Source organism: Chryseolinea lacunae, from assembly GCF_016735595.1.
GTDB lineage: Bacteria > Bacteroidota > Bacteroidia > Cytophagales > Cyclobacteriaceae > Chryseolinea > Chryseolinea lacunae.
In genome coordinates this window covers 388,179-404,633 of sequence record NZ_JAERRB010000002.1, presented here as the reverse complement: position 1 = coordinate 404,633, position 16,455 = coordinate 388,179, and the positions used below count along the sequence as shown (strand labels likewise).

Here is a 16,455-nt window from a genome sequence, read left to right as displayed (position 1 = left end):
GTAGCATGTTGGATTTATTACCAGTGCCAGTTTTTATGAATTGTTCTACAAAATAGGATTAATATCGGTTTTGTAAAAATATTGCGAATAAAAAATCAAAGGTTCATTTTGGACTTTCGGTTCTATTTGTTTTAAATTGACCATGGATTAAGGAATCGAGGAAATCAAAGTGCACTTGTCCAATAAACCCCAAGAAAATAATTGAGGCTCATCATCCCTTGAACTCCTGAATAGTTTGTTTTTCAAACTGCCCGGCTATTGATTCTGATTCCGAAGACAATATTCGACGGCTACAATATTTTGGATACCACAGTTTACAAATACTTTCACATGCATATTAAAAAATCAAAAAACGGAAAGTACAAGGCTTTCGACGAATTCTACCTCAGAGCTCCAGTGTATCCACTTAACAACATCTTCAGTATCCCAAATGACATTGAGGTCCTAATAAAGGAACTACTCAATGACAAGTACTTTTTGTCGTCCCTTTATCTTGCCTCTAGGGACCTCTTCAATCGCTCGTTGCTAATAAAAGAGGGCAGCACCAGCTCAGAAGATACTAGTAAGATATACTCTGCCATTATGAGATATTGGCTTAGGATGTCATCCAGATCTACACCATTCGGCACTTTTGCCGGAATAGCAATGGGAAAAATCGGAGAAATTACAAAATTATGTATTCAGCCTCCAGCAGACCATCTTATATACTCTAGATTGGATTCGACAATTTTGTGCGGCATTTCTGATTATCTCGCTAGTGTCCCTGAAATTTTTGAGCGTTTGAAATTCCACACTAATTCTAGCATTTATCCTGTGGGGGATCGTGTCAAATATGTTGAATTTAAAACAGTGAATTCGAAACGAATTTATTCGATAGCTGAAGTAGAACGCCAGCCAGCCTTGGATGCTATCATGAGTAGGGCAAGGAATGGCGCTGAGGTTGGTGATTTGCTTACCGTAATTGACGATGGGAATACATCACTCGAAGAACGCCGAGATTTCGTCATGGAGGTAATTGCGAACAATATCCTTGTTCACGAGTTAAGTCCTAATGTAACGGGAAAACCTCATCTGGAGGCTCTGATAGAGAAATTGAGTCGCATTCCCGCTGCCACTGCTTATGTTGGTCAGCTTCAAGAAATACAAAAAATACTAAACTCTGGTAGGATCGGCCTGGCCGACATGGATCGCCTAGAGGAAATTGTGGTGTCAATAATCGGTGGCCATTTAAAGAAAGAGCATTTGGTTCATTCTGATCTTTTTCTATCAACAAAAGGGATATCGTTGGAAAAAGAATGGGTCGACCAACTCGCAATCGACATAGAAAAAGTTCTTGACTTAAAAAAGAATAGCAAATTTTCGTCCATGAGCTACTTTAAGGAAAGATTTTTCGAACGTTACGAATTTAGGGAGGTACCCCTTGCGTATGCGTTGGATCCAGAAATAGGAATTGGATATGGCGATTTTGACAACACCAATACAGACCATCCAGCACTTCTTGATAATCTCATTTTTAAAAACGAGCGTGATGAACAAAAAGTCCCACTTTCAGATTTTGACGAATTACTAAATTTCAAATTGCACGAAGCTATTCGATGTGGCGCATTTGAAATTACATTTTCCGAAGAGGAATTGCAAAAACATAGCAATAGTGAATTTGACTCTACTTCAGATTGCTTGTATATTAGAGGGACACTTTTGCGCGAGCCTGAAGAAAATAGCTCCATGAAATTCATTCTGCTGGACTACAATCCATCATCGGCAACAACCGGTCTAGGTAGATTCTGTCACGGTAACCCGGAATTTGCCCTTAAAGTCCGTAACTATAATCAGGTCGAAGAATCATTCTCGAAAGATTGTATATTCGCCGAAGTTGCCTATTTGCAAGAACCTCATATGGTCAACCTAACCTCGCGACCAGTATTAAGGGAATTTGAAATCCCGTACCTGGTCAACTCATCGGTATCTGAAGAATTTCAAATCCCAATTGACGACTTGCTACTTAGTATTATCAACAACGAACTAGTACTTCGCAGCCGGCGGCTTGGGAAACGAGTAATACCGAAAATGACAAATGCCCATAACTACCGAACGAAAGGACTGCCGATCTATGCATTTTTGTGTGATCTTCGTTTTCAAAATATTAACCATGGTAGTTTGATCAATTGGGGTCCAAACGATTTGTTACCCTTCTTGCCTCGGACTACGTATAAGAACATAATAATAACAAGAGCCCGATGGAGGCTCAATTCAAAGGATCATGCGAATTGCAAAAGGTTGGCAGAAAATCAGCGAGTGAACTATATTAAACAGGTTTGTTTAGAGATTGGGATGCCCAGGTTTGTAGCAATTAGCCAAGCAGACAACGAGCTACCCATAGACCTGGCAAACGTTCATTGCGTGGATATCCTTTTTGACAAGCTGTTTAAGACCGATTTTTTGATTCTGTTAGAATTTCCACAAGGATCCAGTAACTGCGTGGTGAACGATGTCGATGGTAAAGGCTTCTTCAATGAGATTGTTATACCCTTACGTAGAACTGATGAAACGCCAAATGTGTCGTTGACGTTGAGGAAATATTCCCAAATTCCGCAGAGACACTTTGTTCCGGGATCAGACTGGTTATACGTTAAAGTTTTTTGTGGGTTCAAATTTGCTGAGACAGTGCTCCTTGACATTGTTGGACCAATCGTTGAAGAGCTACTGAAAGAAAAAGTTATTGACCGATGGTTTTTTATTCGATACAACTTACCAGATCCCCATTTGCGGTTGCGCTTCCATGGACAGGATTTGCTTTGGAACAAGGTAATTCAATATTTAATGGCCAAACTTCAACCTCTAATTGAGTCAGATATGATTGCCAAGGTTGACACAGACACTTATGTTCGAGAGATCGAACGGTACGGAAGTGAAACCATCGTCGACAGCGAACATTTGTTCTTTTTTGATAGCGCAGCTGTCCTAAAATTTCTTTTCTTGCTGCGGGAAGAAAATGACGAATCCCTACGTGTTACGTTTGCGCTGAAAGGTATTGATAGACTCCTTGATGATTTTGGGCTCGCTATTGAATCCAGAAAGGAATTGATGCTTTCCTTGAGAAACGGTTTTCTTGAAGAAGTAAAGGGAGACGGGGAACTGATACGACAACTCGACTTAAATTACAGGAGCAAAATGAAAGAGATTCAACTATTCATGACTACACATTTACAAAATGACACGGTTTCTGATGAGATATTAAGCATATTGGACGAACGTAGCTCGTCATTAAAAAAAGTTGCGCAGGGTATTTGCCTAAAGGTTACCGGCCATGCCGATCGGGCATTGTATGATCTTTTAAGTAGCTACCTGCACATGTTCATTAACAGGCTATTTACGTCCAGCCAAAGAAAACAGGAGTTGGTCTTGTATCACTACATGTTCAAATACTACAATTCAATTTGTGCTAGAAATAAACAAATCATAGAGTCGTCAAACTCCAATGAGCATAAACTCGTCCAGGGTGTTTGAAGGCTGAATATGATCCATCAGGACCAAACCAACACCAGTCAGTCCTTCCAAGAGACCAATATTCTTGGATCCAAATTCGTTCGTTTGCGTTGAAAATGTGTACCCTGCTATGCCGTTCGATGTCTCGCCCAATTTTAACGTTTTGTCTATCCAAAAATCATGTCTAACGTCACAGTCAGCAACTTGCATAGTCGTAGCAAATCTTCGAAAGAAACATGCGATACCCGCTGTGCCATGGCAAAACGCCGCATCGAGTGATGCATCGTCCAAGGGGTCCACTCGCTGAAGTGAATGCCTAATCAGCGTAACCCCCTCGTTCTGCCATGACTTATCGTTTAACGTTATCCCGGCAGCCCAGAATGTCGTAGCAAGGCCTAAGTCGCCATAGCACCACGACAGTCGGGATGATTGTGCTTGACGAGGGTCAACAATCCTGCCAGGATAGACAGAGGTACTACCTGATTTGAGACGTTGTCTAACGACCCAGTTAAGACTCTGAGGTACGAGAGCCCCAATAATCTCTTTATGGAGGCCGGCATGAAATATTCTGAGAAGAATCATCACGATACTTGGTATACCATGAGCTAGCCCCAGGTTGTATACTGGTGTGACTGATTGGAGAACTTGCTTTGATAAAAGGTCTTCCCATTTTATTCCATCTTGATCGGCTTGTTTGATTTTACAAAGTGCCTCCACGAAATGATTGATAAAAACCAGGGCTTTCGGATTGGAAAGCCGAGACAACGCATAAATTACGGCGCCGCCTGCGGCGTGCAAAAAATCATACTGTCCATTGTCTATGTCGTGCACACCACCACGGAAAATTTCGTCGTCAATCTCATCAAAAAAATGCTCAGTTATTTCTAGAAATTGATTTTTCACAAGCCAGTTTATGCCGCACCCAATACCAATGAAGCCGTCCGAATAGTCGTGAGAAAAGCTATGCTCGGCCAGGTTATCCATTGCTGTTGATGCTACTGAAAGACATCGTTCGAAATACCTCTCTTCGCCGGTTAATTTGTATAATTCGGCGTAGAAGATTGAAATACCCATCGAGCCCGTTAGTAGTCCAATCGTTGGTTCATTATAAAGTCCTAGACATCGTTCGATTTCAAGTATCTTCTTTATTACCCGATTTTTCATAGTGCAAGTTTTTACTTCGTCAAAAAAAAAGCGAATTGCCCGTCGAAATTAAATCCATTTCTTTTGAACTCATCGATTATTTCATAATTTTAAATATTAATACTTTTGAGAGAAGAAGTGTAACGCCTTCAAAGCGACGTTAGAAAATATTGTCAATGCCCGTGTATATCTCGAGGATTGATGCATCACAATGTCCTGAATTGAAATGAGGCCTCATTTTTCTTATAGTTTATTTATTCATTATTAAAACAAAAAAATGTTATGAAAAAGAAAAGCACGCTTACGCTTGACAAAAAATTATCGTTGAGCAAAAAAACTATTTCTTCCCTTGAAAAACATCTATCACAACCCATTTTCGGGGGAGGATCTTCGGGTTCGGTCTACACGTGTATCAACAGCTGCAAAATCTCTGTTTGCGAAACGTATTGTTGATCGAAGCTCTGACGGTCCTTATGTTGTAGGCTCTTTGTTGTGGCATGTCCGCAAATTCTAAATCCTACTACTAATAATCTCCTATGTATAGAAGGATTCCGTTATGAGTCCTTCTATACTTCGAAAGGTCAATTTGCACTTTCCATTTCCAAAAGATATTAGGCTCGGTGTTCTAGAGACGCCGCATGACAAGCTATTGGTTTAGAAATCATAATGCCTAAATCAATGCACACCAGGTTTTCAAACCAAGATTGGCAATGACAACATTCGCTATTTTTAACTCAAGTAGTTAGATGACAAGGCAGCATCGTGTCACCATCGCTTATGTATTTAAGACAATTGTTTGGCCTCGGAGAAAGCTTCTATTTGTTGGACTGATCTTAATTACTGTGAATCGACTCACTGGGTTCGTTTTACCTAGCGTGAGCACATATTTGCTTGATGAAGTCTTGTCGAACCGAAACATAAAACTCCTCAAAGTATTGTTGGCTGTGGCTGCGGCCGCAATTTCTGTTCAAGCGATCAGTTCTGTTGTGCTCACCAACCTTCTAAGCGTGGAGGCACAGCGCGTAATATCAATTCTTCGGGCAAGGGTTCAACGGCACATACTCATGCTCCCAATGAAGTTTTTTGACGACAACAATTCCGGTTCGTTGGTAGCAAGGGTTATGACAGACGTTGAGGGTGTACGGAATATTATTGGAACAGGGGTTGTCCAACTTGTCGGAGGAGCAATTAGTATTGTTATCTCTTTCTTCTTCCTTGTATCAATTAGTCCCTTGTTAACAGGATGTATACTAGTTCCGATAGCAATATTCTGGGCTATTTCGCTAAAGACCTTTGCATTTATCCGGCCTATTTACCAAGAACGAAGCCGGGTAAATGCTGAAGTAACAAGCAGGCTGGCAGAAACTTTCAAAGGTGTACGGGTTATCAAAGGGTTTAACGCGGAAAGTCACGAGATAAAAACATTCGAACGGGGTGTGGAACAAATATTTCAGAACGTAAAGAGAAGTCTTATGTCAGTTAGCCTTGTCACGGGGTCTTCAGTTTTTCTATTGCAGCTTGCTACTGTGGGCATAATGGGCCTTGGCGCATATTTGATCGTTGACAATCAATTGACTGTTGGGCAACTTATCGCGTTCGCCCTATACCTTGGATTCATCATCACTCCTATTAGTCAAATGAGCAGCATCGGTACGCAGCTCACTGAATCTTTTGCGGGTCTTGATCGAACCGAGGAACTTCTAAATCTTAAGACCGAATATGAGAACGAAAAGGGAACTACACCAATTGGAACAATAAAGGGCGACGTGGTTTTTGACAATGTTACTTTTGAGTATGAACCAGGTAAACCCATATTGGATATGGTATCCTTTAGAGCCGAAGCCGGGACCATTACGGCACTGGTCGGTTCCTCAGGTTCTGGAAAGACAACAATAGCGGGATTGGTAGCATCATTTTATAAACCTGTACGGGGTTCAATAACTATCGATCAGTTAGATCTTTCTTCAATAACTCCAGGAAGCTATAGGAATCAGTTGGGAGTTGTATTGCAAGACGACTTCCTTTTTGACGGCACAATTCGAGAGAATATTCTTTTCTCCAACCGAAATGCCTCGTCGATCGAACTGACAAATGCAATAAAAGCGGCTCGCGTTTCTGAATTTTCAGAACGATTTCAACACGGTTTAGACACAGTAATTGGTGAGCGCGGGGTTAAATTGTCCGGAGGCCAGCGTCAACGAATCGCAATCGCCCGAGCAATTCTAGCCGATCCAAGGATCCTTATTCTTGATGAAGTCACCTCGAATCTTGATTCGGAAAGTGAAAATCTAATTAAAGAAAGTATGACCGAATTAATGAAGGGACGGACAACTTTTGTTATTGCTCATCGCCTAAGCACCATTCGCATGGCACACCAAATCCTGGTTATCGAGCAGGGCGCAGTCGCCGAAAAAGGTACCCATGAGGAACTTATTGAATTGAGAGGAAGATATTTTGAACTTTACACCTATCAGTGCAAAATATAGATTGAAGAAGCTAATAACCGGCACAGGAAACAATCCTTGATTTATTTACATTTTCTATCGGAAGTATGCGAACGAACTACAAAATATCTTTCTGTACTGTTTCAATGAACAGACTAATACATGTAAAAGAGACTCTTCGAAAGAACATTGAAGACAATCAAGACTATCCAAATGTTGAATTTGTATTATTGGATTACAATTCGAATGATGGGTTGCAAGACTGGATTAAAATGAATATGAGGAAATACATCGATGAAAACATATTACGCTATTTTCGGCTAAATTCCCCGCAATACTTCAGGCGAAGTCATGCGAAAAATGTCGCATTTAGTCTGTCGACAGGAGATATAGTTTGCAACGTAGACGCTGATAATTTTACAGGACCGAGATTTGCGGATTATGTAAACAAGATATTCAGCAAAGAAAAAAATACCGTATTGACTGGCATTCCCGTTAACCACGCAAGCATCAAATCGCGTGATGTTCTTGGGCGCCTCGCTGTACCGAGGAAAACTTTTATGAACGTTAGAGGTTTTGATGAAACCATGCATGCTTATGGATTTGAGGATTTCGACTTGGTGGAGCGGCTCCACCGGAAAGGGCTTAAAAGAAGTATTATTAGGGGAAAGCATTTCCTGTCAGCGATCAGTCACGGATTCACTCTTCGGATTAAAAATGAGTATTTTTTGAAATTTGCTGAGACGCTCTATATGCATTTTTCGGACCCCACAAATACAATAATAATTGTTCTGTACACGGACAACAGATGTGAGCGCGTTCATATTGCAAATAAAAGTGTTCTGCACAGCCCAGTATTCGATACCCCTATGGGCATGGCCGCCTTGATTTCAATTCGCAGCAACGAAGCCGGAAGCTGGATCAAAGACAATTCAGGTAGACTTGTCATATCCTGGAGCCAAGGATCAGAAATCTTTATCCAAGACGATATTAATTCTAAGATAACTTCTAAAAACGGATCATTCGTTAAAATTGACAGCACTGATATGTTCCTTTTTGTATCTACTGTGATGTCTGAAGTATCTAATAGACTTGTCTTTAGAGGAAATAACAGAAAAAACATCACTGCTGTAAATAAAAATGGTTTTGGGAAATTTGACGAACGAGATTTGACAACCTGAGCAAAATGGCAAATACGAATACTAACAACCATGTCTGGGTTTCATTTTCTGTTTACTACAGCGAGAGGCTTCTCCATTGCCTGATCCGAGATTGTATCTGGAACGAACTTAAGCCTTTTGTAAGGACAACTAAAAATGATAATTTTCACTTATCGTTCTCAAGTGTGCAGGGAAGTCACATACGAGTTCTTTTATTGGTTAAGGCGTCATCAAAAGACGCTGTCAAGGCAAAGATATCTCTGTTGTTTCAGAAGTATCTTGCCGGTCATTGTTCTGGTATTGCATACGGCCAATCATTTATTTTTGCAAATTTCCCAAACGATTCCTTTTTCTTTCATTCTATTAATTCAAAACGACATGAAAAATGGGTCTCAAAAAACCGGAAATTGTCAAAATTTGGCTGTCGAATATCAAGAATGTTAGTCCGCTTTTTCCAAGATCATGAAGTGTCACCGGAGTCCTCCCTATTTTTCTATCTTGCCGTTGGTCATATCGCTTTTCATCAAGTAGAGAAGGCATTTGGTTTGGCCGAGACACTAAGGATGTTAAAATGGTTGAGATCTCGGAATATCGCCGAACTTAATGATACAATAGTTGATGTGGATCAACTATTGAAGGACACGGTTACGCTTTATCACAATGAAGCTAAATTTTTTAAGCGAGTGAGTAAATTGATTATTGCAGGAACGCGTTCAACAAATGAAAAGTATAATTGGTTATGTTCGGAAATGATAGTCGCTATTGGAGAATTCCTTGCACTACAAGCAAATACTTCAACAATAGAGGTGGGTCAGTGTATTCTGAATGTGGTTACATCGATTTCCTGGCAACTTGGTCTATCGAACCAGATACACCTAATGTATTCCGACTTACTTGAAAGAATGTATCGAACACCACTGCACGCCGCCAACGGAATTCGACGAAATGAAAGTACATTGCCCGTACTGGCATAGAAGAGATTCTAAAATTGTTCTTTTTTTGGCTGCTATGGATGTTGCCTGTGTTTTAAACCGGGAATACGACCTTATCTGAGAAGTTGCATAATATTCCAACAGACTATTTCGTTCCCCTTAGTTTACTGACTTGTTACTCATTTAAGAATACTACCGTTCTTCAAAAAAAAGAAGAGAGTAACGGTACCGCTGAATGCATGGGCATTTTTTTTACTAAATTCAAAACTAAGACAAGTTACTGTTGTATTTTTAAAAGCTATGTAATGAAAACGTTCTATTCTCGTCAGTTTGCTTTATCCTTGTCATTTTCAGAACAAAAGTTGTGTGGTTTGTTTAAGACGTTCGACAATCGAATAAATATCCATGAATTGCAGGGCATCTATGTTCGAAGAAATGACACGATCACCGACATAGCATTTTTTATTGAATGGACTTCATCAACAGGACGCTTGAAGTTTTCAACAGCGTTTTCTGGTGTTATGGATGCGTTAAATTTACCCTCAACACTTAAGCTTGACTGGTTGACCTATTCAGAAGATGACGCGGACCTCTTTACTTGTGGCTCGGGGTCACTAACAATGTATGAAAATAGAGAAAACGCTGGGACGGAGTTGGCAACAGAGGAGCAGCCGTTCCCGAATGCTGTTTTTAAAGTAAATGCAGCGAACAACTAGAAAATCCGCAAGTGAGATGAAGATAAGAGTTTCACCATGATCGCGAGAACGCTATCACTGTAGCGGATATGGTCAACGTGAAAATTCTGAGCGTGTTGAGCCGGAATCTCCGCTCAGCAATAGAAATCATCTTTTCCTTTTTGTTCCCATTTGACGAGTAAACTGAACAAGAGTATTGGCACCGATGTTTCATTAAAAAGACTTTTGGAATATCGGTATTGGACTGCAAGAATTCTAAAGAATCAGCGGCGAGCTTCACGATCGATTTTGGACCGAATTTTTAGCGTGTGATTTTAAGCGGACGGACAGCTACGTCTCAAGAATTCCACAATTGAATGGCGTTTTTAGGTTTCTTATCATTAAATTTGATAACGATTACTCGAAAATGACTGGGTGAGAGATTAGGTGAATGAGATTTCCTAGGATTCTGTTTTCAGTTGTAAACCAAGCATTTATAAGGGCTTTGCAATCCCTGCCGGGGCTACTTCCTCGTGAGATCGAGGCAAAAAGGCTGTTAGCGATACCCGCAACAGCCTTTTTTACCATGAAGTTGTTTCGTAATTGTTTCGTATAAGTTTCCGAAGAGGCTGACCATCTTTTTCCGTTTTGTCTGACCATCAATTTTCAGATCAGGTGACCACCCAATTCCGCCACCATTTGACCAGAAACAAGTCTAGCAATCAAGTGGTTCGAAACCTAGACGTAGTTCAAGTTGTCAGGTAACTTTAGCTGGTCACGCCCTCCTGAAACAAAGTGGTCAATGGGGTCGGAATCTCCACTCTATGTTAATAAATCCCAATAGCGCTATATAAAATTCCCAGAAGGACTTCATGTAACGCCGGAAATGGACAAAGAAACCTCAGGCATATCTATACCCTCGCTACTGACTTGAAAGTACGTTCCTTCATTTTCGCTGTGAATTCAGCGACTACGCCTTCTTTATCTTTTTTAAGTTTTTTGAGAAGTTCCTTATTCCCTCCCTTCGGGTTGAAGGCGGAGCCCCATAGGGTAATTTCCATGATAAGTGGGATCAGTGTAATTCCCTTGTCTGTTAGGCGATAGACAAACGATTTTTTATTGGCAGGCGACACCTTTTTCGTGATAAACTTCTCAGTCTCAAGTATGCTAAGACGGTCTGCCAGTACATTGGTGGCAATTCCTTCTCCGGATTGCATGAATTCCTTATAAGACTCCTTTTCTGCAAAAATCATATCTCGTAGAATAAGGAGCATCCATTTATCACCTAATATATCAAGTGTATAGCTGATCGGGCAGTCGGAACGATGTTGTATTGATTTCATAGTTTTCTACGATTTCTAAAATTAAGCAAAAATTTATTCTTTTACTTGCAAATAGCAAGGAACTATTTCAATGCTTTACTTGTAAATAGCAAGTAAAGATATATTCCACATAACTAAAATTAGAAACAATGAGTTCATCACCACTATTCCAATCTATTTCGCTTGGATCACTTACACTTCCCAACCGCATAGCGATGGCGCCAATGACCCGTGGTAGGTCGAAGAATCCGGGAATTGTTCCCACTGAAATGCAAGCTCTCTATTATGGACAACGCGCCTCGGCAGGGTTAATTATTTCAGAAGGTACCTGGATTAGCAAAGAAGCTATCGGTTTCATCAACGTTCCAGGAATTTTTTCTGAAGCGCAGGTGGAAGGCTGGAGAGCCATCACCGAAATCGTCCATCAAAAGGAAGGCCGGATATTCTTACAACTGGGCCATGCCGGGTTATTATCCCATCCGCATCATTTGGACGGTGAGCTTCCCCTTGGGCCGTCATCTATAAATCCTCTTACAAAATCATATACTGCTCAAGGAGTGCAGGACACAGTAACTCCAAGGGAAATGAGTCTTGAAGATATTCAGCGTACGCTATCCGATTACAGAAATGCCGCACAGAACGCCAAGGATGCAGGTTTTGACGGAATAGAACTTCATGTACAGCATCCATCTATACTTTCTCAATTCCTGAGCAATGCATTGAATAAGCGTACGGATCAGTACGGAGGCACGATGGAAAACAAAACACGTTTTCTGTTAGAAGTGTTGGACACGGTAATGACGGTGTGGCACTCAAAAAGAATAAGTGTTCGCATCACTCCCAATTTAAGTTATTCGCAGCCTGGAGAAACGCCCGATGATTCTGAGAATACGTATCGCTTTGTAGCGCAACAATTAAATAAGTACGATCTGGCATTTCTTCACATCGTAGACCGGCCGGAACCTGGAATATCGCCTGAGGCACAGAAGGACCGGAAACTTTTCGAAAATTTTCGAAAAATATACAAAGGAACTATCATGGCCAACGGTGGATTTACCTTGGAAAAAGCAAACCAACTGTTGGAAGATGGTTATGCGGATATAATTTCGTTCGGCACGCTGTATATTTCCAACCCTGACCTTGTGGAGCGTTTTCGAACGAATGCAAATTTAAATGACGCTGATCCCGCCACTTTCTTTGTAGGAGATGATAACGGATACATCGATTATCCTTCTTTGTCATTAAATGAACACTATGCTTAGTACATGAAATGAAAAACGTCCTGGTAGGTAATGAACCCAGGACGTTTCCATCCAGAAGACTTGAGAAAGCTATCGTTGTTTTCTTTTGGTTAAGGAATGAAAGATTTGTTATCCTTAAGGCAGGAAAGGATACCGCAAATTGCATTTATAAGGGCTTTGTAATCCCTGCCGGGGCTACAGATCGCCGGCAGGGCAAGTGACATCAATCATTTCGTTTGGAGCCTTTGATCATACTGCCCCGTCCAGCGCTACCCTACTTTGCAGGCTGTCTCTTGTCTTATGTATCAAAAAAATGATCTTATGAAAAAGCTTATTCTTACCTCCATCCTTGGTGGCATCCTTGTGCTTGCCATCGGCATGTTGATTGCTCAAGTCGTTCAAGCATTGTTCCCGGCGCTCCAAACCGAATATCAAAACGTGCATCTCTTTCGAACACAGTCCGATCCGGCGATGCTGGTATATTTCGTACACCCCTTTTTCTTTTCCATGGCATTTGCATGGGTATGGAAAAAGACCCGTGCGCTCAGCGACACAGGCAGTAACTGGCGCAAGGCCATACGTTTTGCATTCGCCTGCTGGATAGTATCCACTGTGCCCGGAATGATGATCTCCTACGCCTCCTTTCCCATATCGCTGCTCATGACGGCAACCTGGGCTGTCAGTGCCCTGGCCGAGTTCACCTGCCTGGGGCTTCTCTTTTCAAAACTGATGAATGAAACATCCACACATACTTTGCCAGACAAAAGCGTTGCGTAGGCACAACGATCATCTGCTTCCAGTGACATTCGTCATATCGAGATTCATCGCGCTCCGTGATATTTGTGTAACAAAAAAAACAACACATATGTCACTCATCAAACGCTCAACCTGGCCGTTACTAGGTAATGGCTCCTGGCTATCTGATTTTTTCGACACCGAAAAATTCTTTGACTCTGATTGGATGAAGAATTTTTCTATCCCCGCAGTCAACGTGCGGGAAACCGACAAGTCTTTTGATGTTGAGGTTGCCGCTCCCGGTTTGTCTAAAAAAGATTTTAAGATCACCTCCGAAAACGGCTTGCTGACGATTTCCTCAGAGAAAAAAGAGGAGAAAGAAGAAAAGGAAAACGATTATACACGAAAGGAGTTCAACTATAGCACGTTCAGCCGAACTTTTACATTGCCTGAAAACATCAACGAAGACGACATCAAGGCAACCTACGAGGATGGTATTCTGAAGTTGAAACTCTCCAAAAAGATGATCAGTCAACCCAAAGCACAGAAGGCCATCGAAGTCCGGTAAGTGCGGGGTGAACACTGAAGAACAGCCTCCCGGAATGGAGGCTTTTCTATTTACCGTTGCCGGTCAAACCGACGTTCGCACCATAACAAAAAAAATCATGACATACCACTCCCGAAAATTGCATCTGCCCTTTGCGGACGTGATGGACAAGCTGACCGAAAATTTAAAACAACAGGGCTTTGGCATCGTCACCTCCATCGATGTTAAGGATATTTTTAAACAAAAACTTAATGTCGATTTCAGAAACTACAGGATTCTTGGCGCCTGCAATCCACAGTTTGCCTATAAGGCCATTAGTCTGGAGTCGCACCTGGGCATCATGATGCCTTGCAATGTAGTTATCCAGCAACATGAAAACGGAGAAGTAGAAGTTTCTGCCGTCAATCCACTTGAAAGCCTTGACAAAAATATCCGCACGCCCCTCTTAAGCGAGTTGGCACTGGAGGTAAGCAACCGACTGCGCGCCGCCGTAGATGACCTTCACCGTTCGGCTCCCGAGCAACATGCAGAAGCGTTGCCCTGCGAAAAATAATGCTTGTCGGGGCAACCGGTTGTTGAAAAAAGATTAAAGCATCAGCACTTTTGCTCCCCGCACAGGTTTATGCCTGAGTTCTACCAATGCGCGGTTAGCCTGCTCAAACGGATACAACTCAATTTCCGATTTTAATGGAATGGCCGCGGCGACGGACAGGAATTCGCCAATGTCGGCGCGGGTTATATTGGCTACGGATTTAATTTCTTTTTCCATCCATAGATGATCGTGATAACGAATGCCCAGCAGCGCATGCTGATCGGCAGACTCTTTTCGTATCGCATTGATGACAAGTCGCGCGCCTGGCCTGAGTTGCCACAATGCATTCACCACAGAAGACCAGACCGGTGTCGTGTCGATGATGGCGTCCGACAGCCCGGGTGCTTTTTCCTGCGGTGCGCCTGCCCAGGAGGCACCAAGTTTACGCGCAAACTCCTGCTCTTTTTCGCTCCGGGCAAATACATAAATTTTGCTTTGGGGATACAGGTGCCGGGCAAGTTTCAACACCAGATGTCCCGACGCACCGAAGCCCGTAAGACCCAGTGTTTGCCCATCGGAAACACCGGCCAGCTTTAATGAACGATAGCCAATCGCACCCGCACAAAGCAACGGCGCAGCTTCAGCGTCGGAAAACACGGCAGGTATGCTATGGGCGAACTGTTCGTGCACGACTAGAAATTCAGCATATCCCCCGTTGCGGTCTCTGCCGGTGGCCACGAAACTCGGGCACAGGTTTTCTTTCCCGCTGATACAAAACATGCAACTCCCGCAGGCTGAATGGATCCACCCTACCCCTACACGATCTCCTACATGAAACCGGGTTGCCGTTTTGCCCGTCCCGATCACAAACCCGACCACCTGGTGTCCCGGAATCACCGGCAACCTGGGTGGCGGCGTGCGTCCCTCGATCTCATCCAATTCGGTATGACACACGCCACAACAGGAAACTTTAATCAAGACTTCATTCTCCCCGGGTTGCGGCGTTGGCACTTCGCGCCAATCCAACGGTGAGGCCATGCTGCCTACGTTGCCAATTCTCGACAAGAGCCAGGCTTTCATGGGGCACTGCTCCTATACCGAAACTTCCGTTCTAACGTGCTCACCGTTGTTTTGCACGTTGTTCTTTTTCATTCTGCACGACACAACATCAAGAAGGTCATCGAACTTTTCGTCGATCTTGTCGTTGAGTGCATCCGCCAGATCTTCGCCTTTGCGGTCAATACCCCTCCGGGTACGCGATCCCTTTTCCGGGGCGAACAACACGCCCAACACAGCACCGGCAGCAATCCCTGCCACAATGCCCAGCAATGCTTTTTTTGAATCCATAGTATTTTATATTGGTTGTGGATATAAAAATAGGCCGGCCAGAACAACCCGACCATGAGTTTCGTCATCGTCCGTAGACTTCAGGGTCAGATACGGAAATTCGATCGCCTCAACTTGACTCCGCAAGGCCTGATAGACGGCAAAATCTGCTTCACTGTCGGGCCGTGGATTACTGGTTCGCTGTTTCACCAGCATTTCATCCGCATAACATCACTACTCAGGTAAACGGCTCCCAGTGCTTCAGCAAAGCGCGAAGCAAAGAAACTTTTCCCCGACCCGGGCAGACCGACCACCGGCACCAGGCATCGTGCCTCCGATTCATTTTTCGTCATGTTATCCCCGAAGCAAGGACCTCGCCTTTCGCGCCCCTCAGAATGTTCGTGGCCACAACAAAAAGGTTTTGCTTGAACTGACGGAAAGCCTTTAGAAACTCGGCCAGCTCCTCTTGTAGAATCATTTGCTGATCATAGCAGATTTGAGCATCGCGCGCAATGGGATTTTCCAGAAGGTGCGCCAAGTGGTGACGCTGGTCCAGCACACGCTCTTCAAGCGCCGCACGTCTTTTTTCAATCCTGGTCTCTTGGCCCGATAACTTCCGCGTTTGCTCCAGCGGTGCGCCGTCAATGCACGGCGCAAAATATTCGAACATCAGCCTTCTAAAAAAGGTCAGTTCACAGTCCACGTAGTTTAATTCAGTTTTCCATTGATCTGTCGCCACATAAAATGTCTGCCAGGTGCCGTCATAGACGAGTGCACGATTCGCTGCCGAAGGGAGGGTGTTTTTTTCGATTTTAAGTCTCGCGACTGTTGCCTGGGCTGTCATATTCTTTTTTCGAAATGTCCGATGTGCTTTCTTCATATCAGATGAGGTCGATCATCTGAATGGCTAATT

Annotated in this window: 15 protein-coding genes; 9 read left to right on the top strand and 6 right to left on the bottom strand. The window is 42.9% G+C overall.

The window, feature by feature from the left end:
* Positions 1 to 330 precede the first annotated feature (330 nt).
* Entirely contained in the window at positions 331 to 3,507 is a 3,177-nt protein-coding gene (locus JI741_RS07485; protein ID WP_202008421.1) for a lantibiotic dehydratase, read from the top strand.
* Here JI741_RS07485 and JI741_RS07480 read toward each other — a convergent pair.
* Positions 3,469 to 4,650: a lanthionine synthetase C family protein gene (locus tag JI741_RS07480; RefSeq protein WP_202008420.1), complete on the bottom strand. Its 1,182-nt coding sequence runs from the start codon at positions 4,648 to 4,650 to the stop codon at positions 3,469 to 3,471. The genes JI741_RS07485 and JI741_RS07480 overlap by 39 nt on opposite strands.
* A gap of 725 nt (positions 4,651 to 5,375) precedes the next feature.
* Between JI741_RS07480 and JI741_RS07475 the strand changes: the two genes are divergently transcribed.
* The 4 genes from JI741_RS07475 (at position 5,376) to JI741_RS07460 (ending at position 9,881) form a co-directional block, all read left to right on the top strand.
* Positions 5,376 to 7,115, top strand: a complete 1,740-nt coding sequence (locus JI741_RS07475) for an ABC transporter ATP-binding protein (RefSeq protein ID WP_202008419.1) — start codon at positions 5,376 to 5,378, stop codon at positions 7,113 to 7,115.
* A gap of 104 nt (positions 7,116 to 7,219) precedes the next feature.
* The gene (locus JI741_RS07470; RefSeq protein ID WP_202008418.1) at positions 7,220 to 8,254 is read left to right on the top strand and encodes a glycosyltransferase family 2 protein; all 1,035 of its coding nucleotides are present in this window, start codon (positions 7,220 to 7,222) and stop codon (positions 8,252 to 8,254) included.
* A 5-nt stretch (positions 8,255 to 8,259) separates the two neighbouring features.
* Positions 8,260 to 9,207: a hypothetical protein gene (locus JI741_RS07465; RefSeq protein WP_202008417.1), complete on the top strand. Its 948-nt coding sequence runs from the start codon at positions 8,260 to 8,262 to the stop codon at positions 9,205 to 9,207.
* A 263-nt stretch (positions 9,208 to 9,470) separates the two neighbouring features.
* A complete protein-coding gene (locus JI741_RS07460; RefSeq protein WP_202008416.1) occupies positions 9,471 to 9,881 on the top strand; it encodes a hypothetical protein in 411 nt (136 codons plus the stop codon).
* 869 nt (positions 9,882 to 10,750) lie between these two features.
* On the opposite strand, the gene JI741_RS07455 is transcribed toward JI741_RS07460, so the two are convergent.
* Positions 10,751 to 11,182, bottom strand: a complete 432-nt coding sequence (locus JI741_RS07455; RefSeq protein ID WP_202008415.1) for a winged helix-turn-helix transcriptional regulator — start codon at positions 11,180 to 11,182, stop codon at positions 10,751 to 10,753.
* 128 nt (positions 11,183 to 11,310) lie between these two features.
* Here JI741_RS07455 and JI741_RS07450 point away from each other — a divergent pair, with 128 nt between their 5' ends.
* The 4 genes from JI741_RS07450 to JI741_RS07435 all read left to right on the top strand — a co-directional run bounded on the left by JI741_RS07450 (position 11,311) and on the right by JI741_RS07435 (position 14,237).
* A complete protein-coding gene (locus JI741_RS07450; protein ID WP_202008414.1) occupies positions 11,311 to 12,423 on the top strand; it encodes an alkene reductase in 1,113 nt (370 codons plus the stop codon).
* Positions 12,424 to 12,723: 300 nt separating this feature from the next.
* On the top strand, positions 12,724 to 13,179 hold the full coding sequence (locus tag JI741_RS07445; protein ID WP_202008413.1) for a hypothetical protein: 456 nt from the start codon (positions 12,724 to 12,726) through the stop codon (positions 13,177 to 13,179).
* Positions 13,180 to 13,267: 88 nt separating this feature from the next.
* Positions 13,268 to 13,705, top strand: a complete 438-nt coding sequence (locus JI741_RS07440; protein WP_236675942.1) for an Hsp20/alpha crystallin family protein — start codon at positions 13,268 to 13,270, stop codon at positions 13,703 to 13,705.
* Positions 13,706 to 13,802: 97 nt separating this feature from the next.
* Complete coding sequence (locus JI741_RS07435) at positions 13,803 to 14,237, top strand: DUF302 domain-containing protein (protein ID WP_202008412.1); 435 nt, start codon at positions 13,803 to 13,805, stop codon at positions 14,235 to 14,237.
* Between the two features lie 33 nt (positions 14,238 to 14,270).
* Here the strand turns inward: JI741_RS07435 and JI741_RS07430 are convergent, their stop codons facing one another.
* The 4 genes from JI741_RS07430 to JI741_RS07415 all read right to left on the bottom strand — a co-directional run bounded on the left by JI741_RS07430 (position 14,271) and on the right by JI741_RS07415 (position 16,422).
* Positions 14,271 to 15,254, bottom strand: coding sequence for a zinc-dependent alcohol dehydrogenase family protein (locus tag JI741_RS07430; RefSeq protein WP_236675941.1), 984 nt, complete (start codon positions 15,252 to 15,254; stop codon positions 14,271 to 14,273).
* Between the two features lie 54 nt (positions 15,255 to 15,308).
* Positions 15,309 to 15,563: a YtxH domain-containing protein gene (locus JI741_RS07425; RefSeq protein WP_202008410.1), complete on the bottom strand. Its 255-nt coding sequence runs from the start codon at positions 15,561 to 15,563 to the stop codon at positions 15,309 to 15,311.
* A 185-nt stretch (positions 15,564 to 15,748) separates the two neighbouring features.
* Positions 15,749 to 15,895: a P-loop nucleotide/nucleoside kinase family protein gene (locus tag JI741_RS33035; RefSeq protein WP_202008409.1), complete on the bottom strand. Its 147-nt coding sequence runs from the start codon at positions 15,893 to 15,895 to the stop codon at positions 15,749 to 15,751.
* Complete coding sequence (locus JI741_RS07415; RefSeq protein WP_202008408.1) at positions 15,892 to 16,422, bottom strand: hypothetical protein; 531 nt, start codon at positions 16,420 to 16,422, stop codon at positions 15,892 to 15,894. Before JI741_RS07415 ends, JI741_RS33035 begins: the two co-directional genes overlap by 4 nt.
* Positions 16,423 to 16,455 lie beyond the last annotated feature (33 nt).

Excerpts from the sequence above, each read along its gene's own strand:
- JI741_RS07485 (WP_202008421.1), top strand. The coding sequence starts at position 331 with ATGCATATTAAAAAATCAAAAAACGGAAAGTACAAGGCTTTCGACGAA.
- JI741_RS07480 (WP_202008420.1), bottom strand. The coding sequence starts at position 4,650 with ATGAAAAATCGGGTAATAAAGAAGATACTTGAAATCGAACGATGTCTA.
- JI741_RS07475 (WP_202008419.1), top strand. The coding sequence starts at position 5,376 with ATGACAAGGCAGCATCGTGTCACCATCGCTTATGTATTTAAGACAATT.
- JI741_RS07470 (WP_202008418.1), top strand. The coding sequence starts at position 7,220 with ATGAACAGACTAATACATGTAAAAGAGACTCTTCGAAAGAACATTGAA.
- JI741_RS07465 (WP_202008417.1), top strand. The coding sequence starts at position 8,260 with ATGGCAAATACGAATACTAACAACCATGTCTGGGTTTCATTTTCTGTT.
- JI741_RS07460 (WP_202008416.1), top strand. The coding sequence starts at position 9,471 with ATGAAAACGTTCTATTCTCGTCAGTTTGCTTTATCCTTGTCATTTTCA.
- JI741_RS07455 (WP_202008415.1), bottom strand. The coding sequence starts at position 11,182 with ATGAAATCAATACAACATCGTTCCGACTGCCCGATCAGCTATACACTT.
- JI741_RS07450 (WP_202008414.1), top strand. The coding sequence starts at position 11,311 with ATGAGTTCATCACCACTATTCCAATCTATTTCGCTTGGATCACTTACA.
- JI741_RS07445 (WP_202008413.1), top strand. The coding sequence starts at position 12,724 with ATGAAAAAGCTTATTCTTACCTCCATCCTTGGTGGCATCCTTGTGCTT.
- JI741_RS07440 (WP_236675942.1), top strand. The coding sequence starts at position 13,268 with ATGTCACTCATCAAACGCTCAACCTGGCCGTTACTAGGTAATGGCTCC.
- JI741_RS07435 (WP_202008412.1), top strand. The coding sequence starts at position 13,803 with ATGACATACCACTCCCGAAAATTGCATCTGCCCTTTGCGGACGTGATG.
- JI741_RS07430 (WP_236675941.1), bottom strand. The coding sequence starts at position 15,254 with ATGGCCTCACCGTTGGATTGGCGCGAAGTGCCAACGCCGCAACCCGGG.
- JI741_RS07425 (WP_202008410.1), bottom strand. The coding sequence starts at position 15,563 with ATGGATTCAAAAAAAGCATTGCTGGGCATTGTGGCAGGGATTGCTGCC.
- JI741_RS33035 (WP_202008409.1), bottom strand. The coding sequence starts at position 15,895 with ATGACGAAAAATGAATCGGAGGCACGATGCCTGGTGCCGGTGGTCGGT.
- JI741_RS07415 (WP_202008408.1), bottom strand. The coding sequence starts at position 16,422 with ATGAAGAAAGCACATCGGACATTTCGAAAAAAGAATATGACAGCCCAG.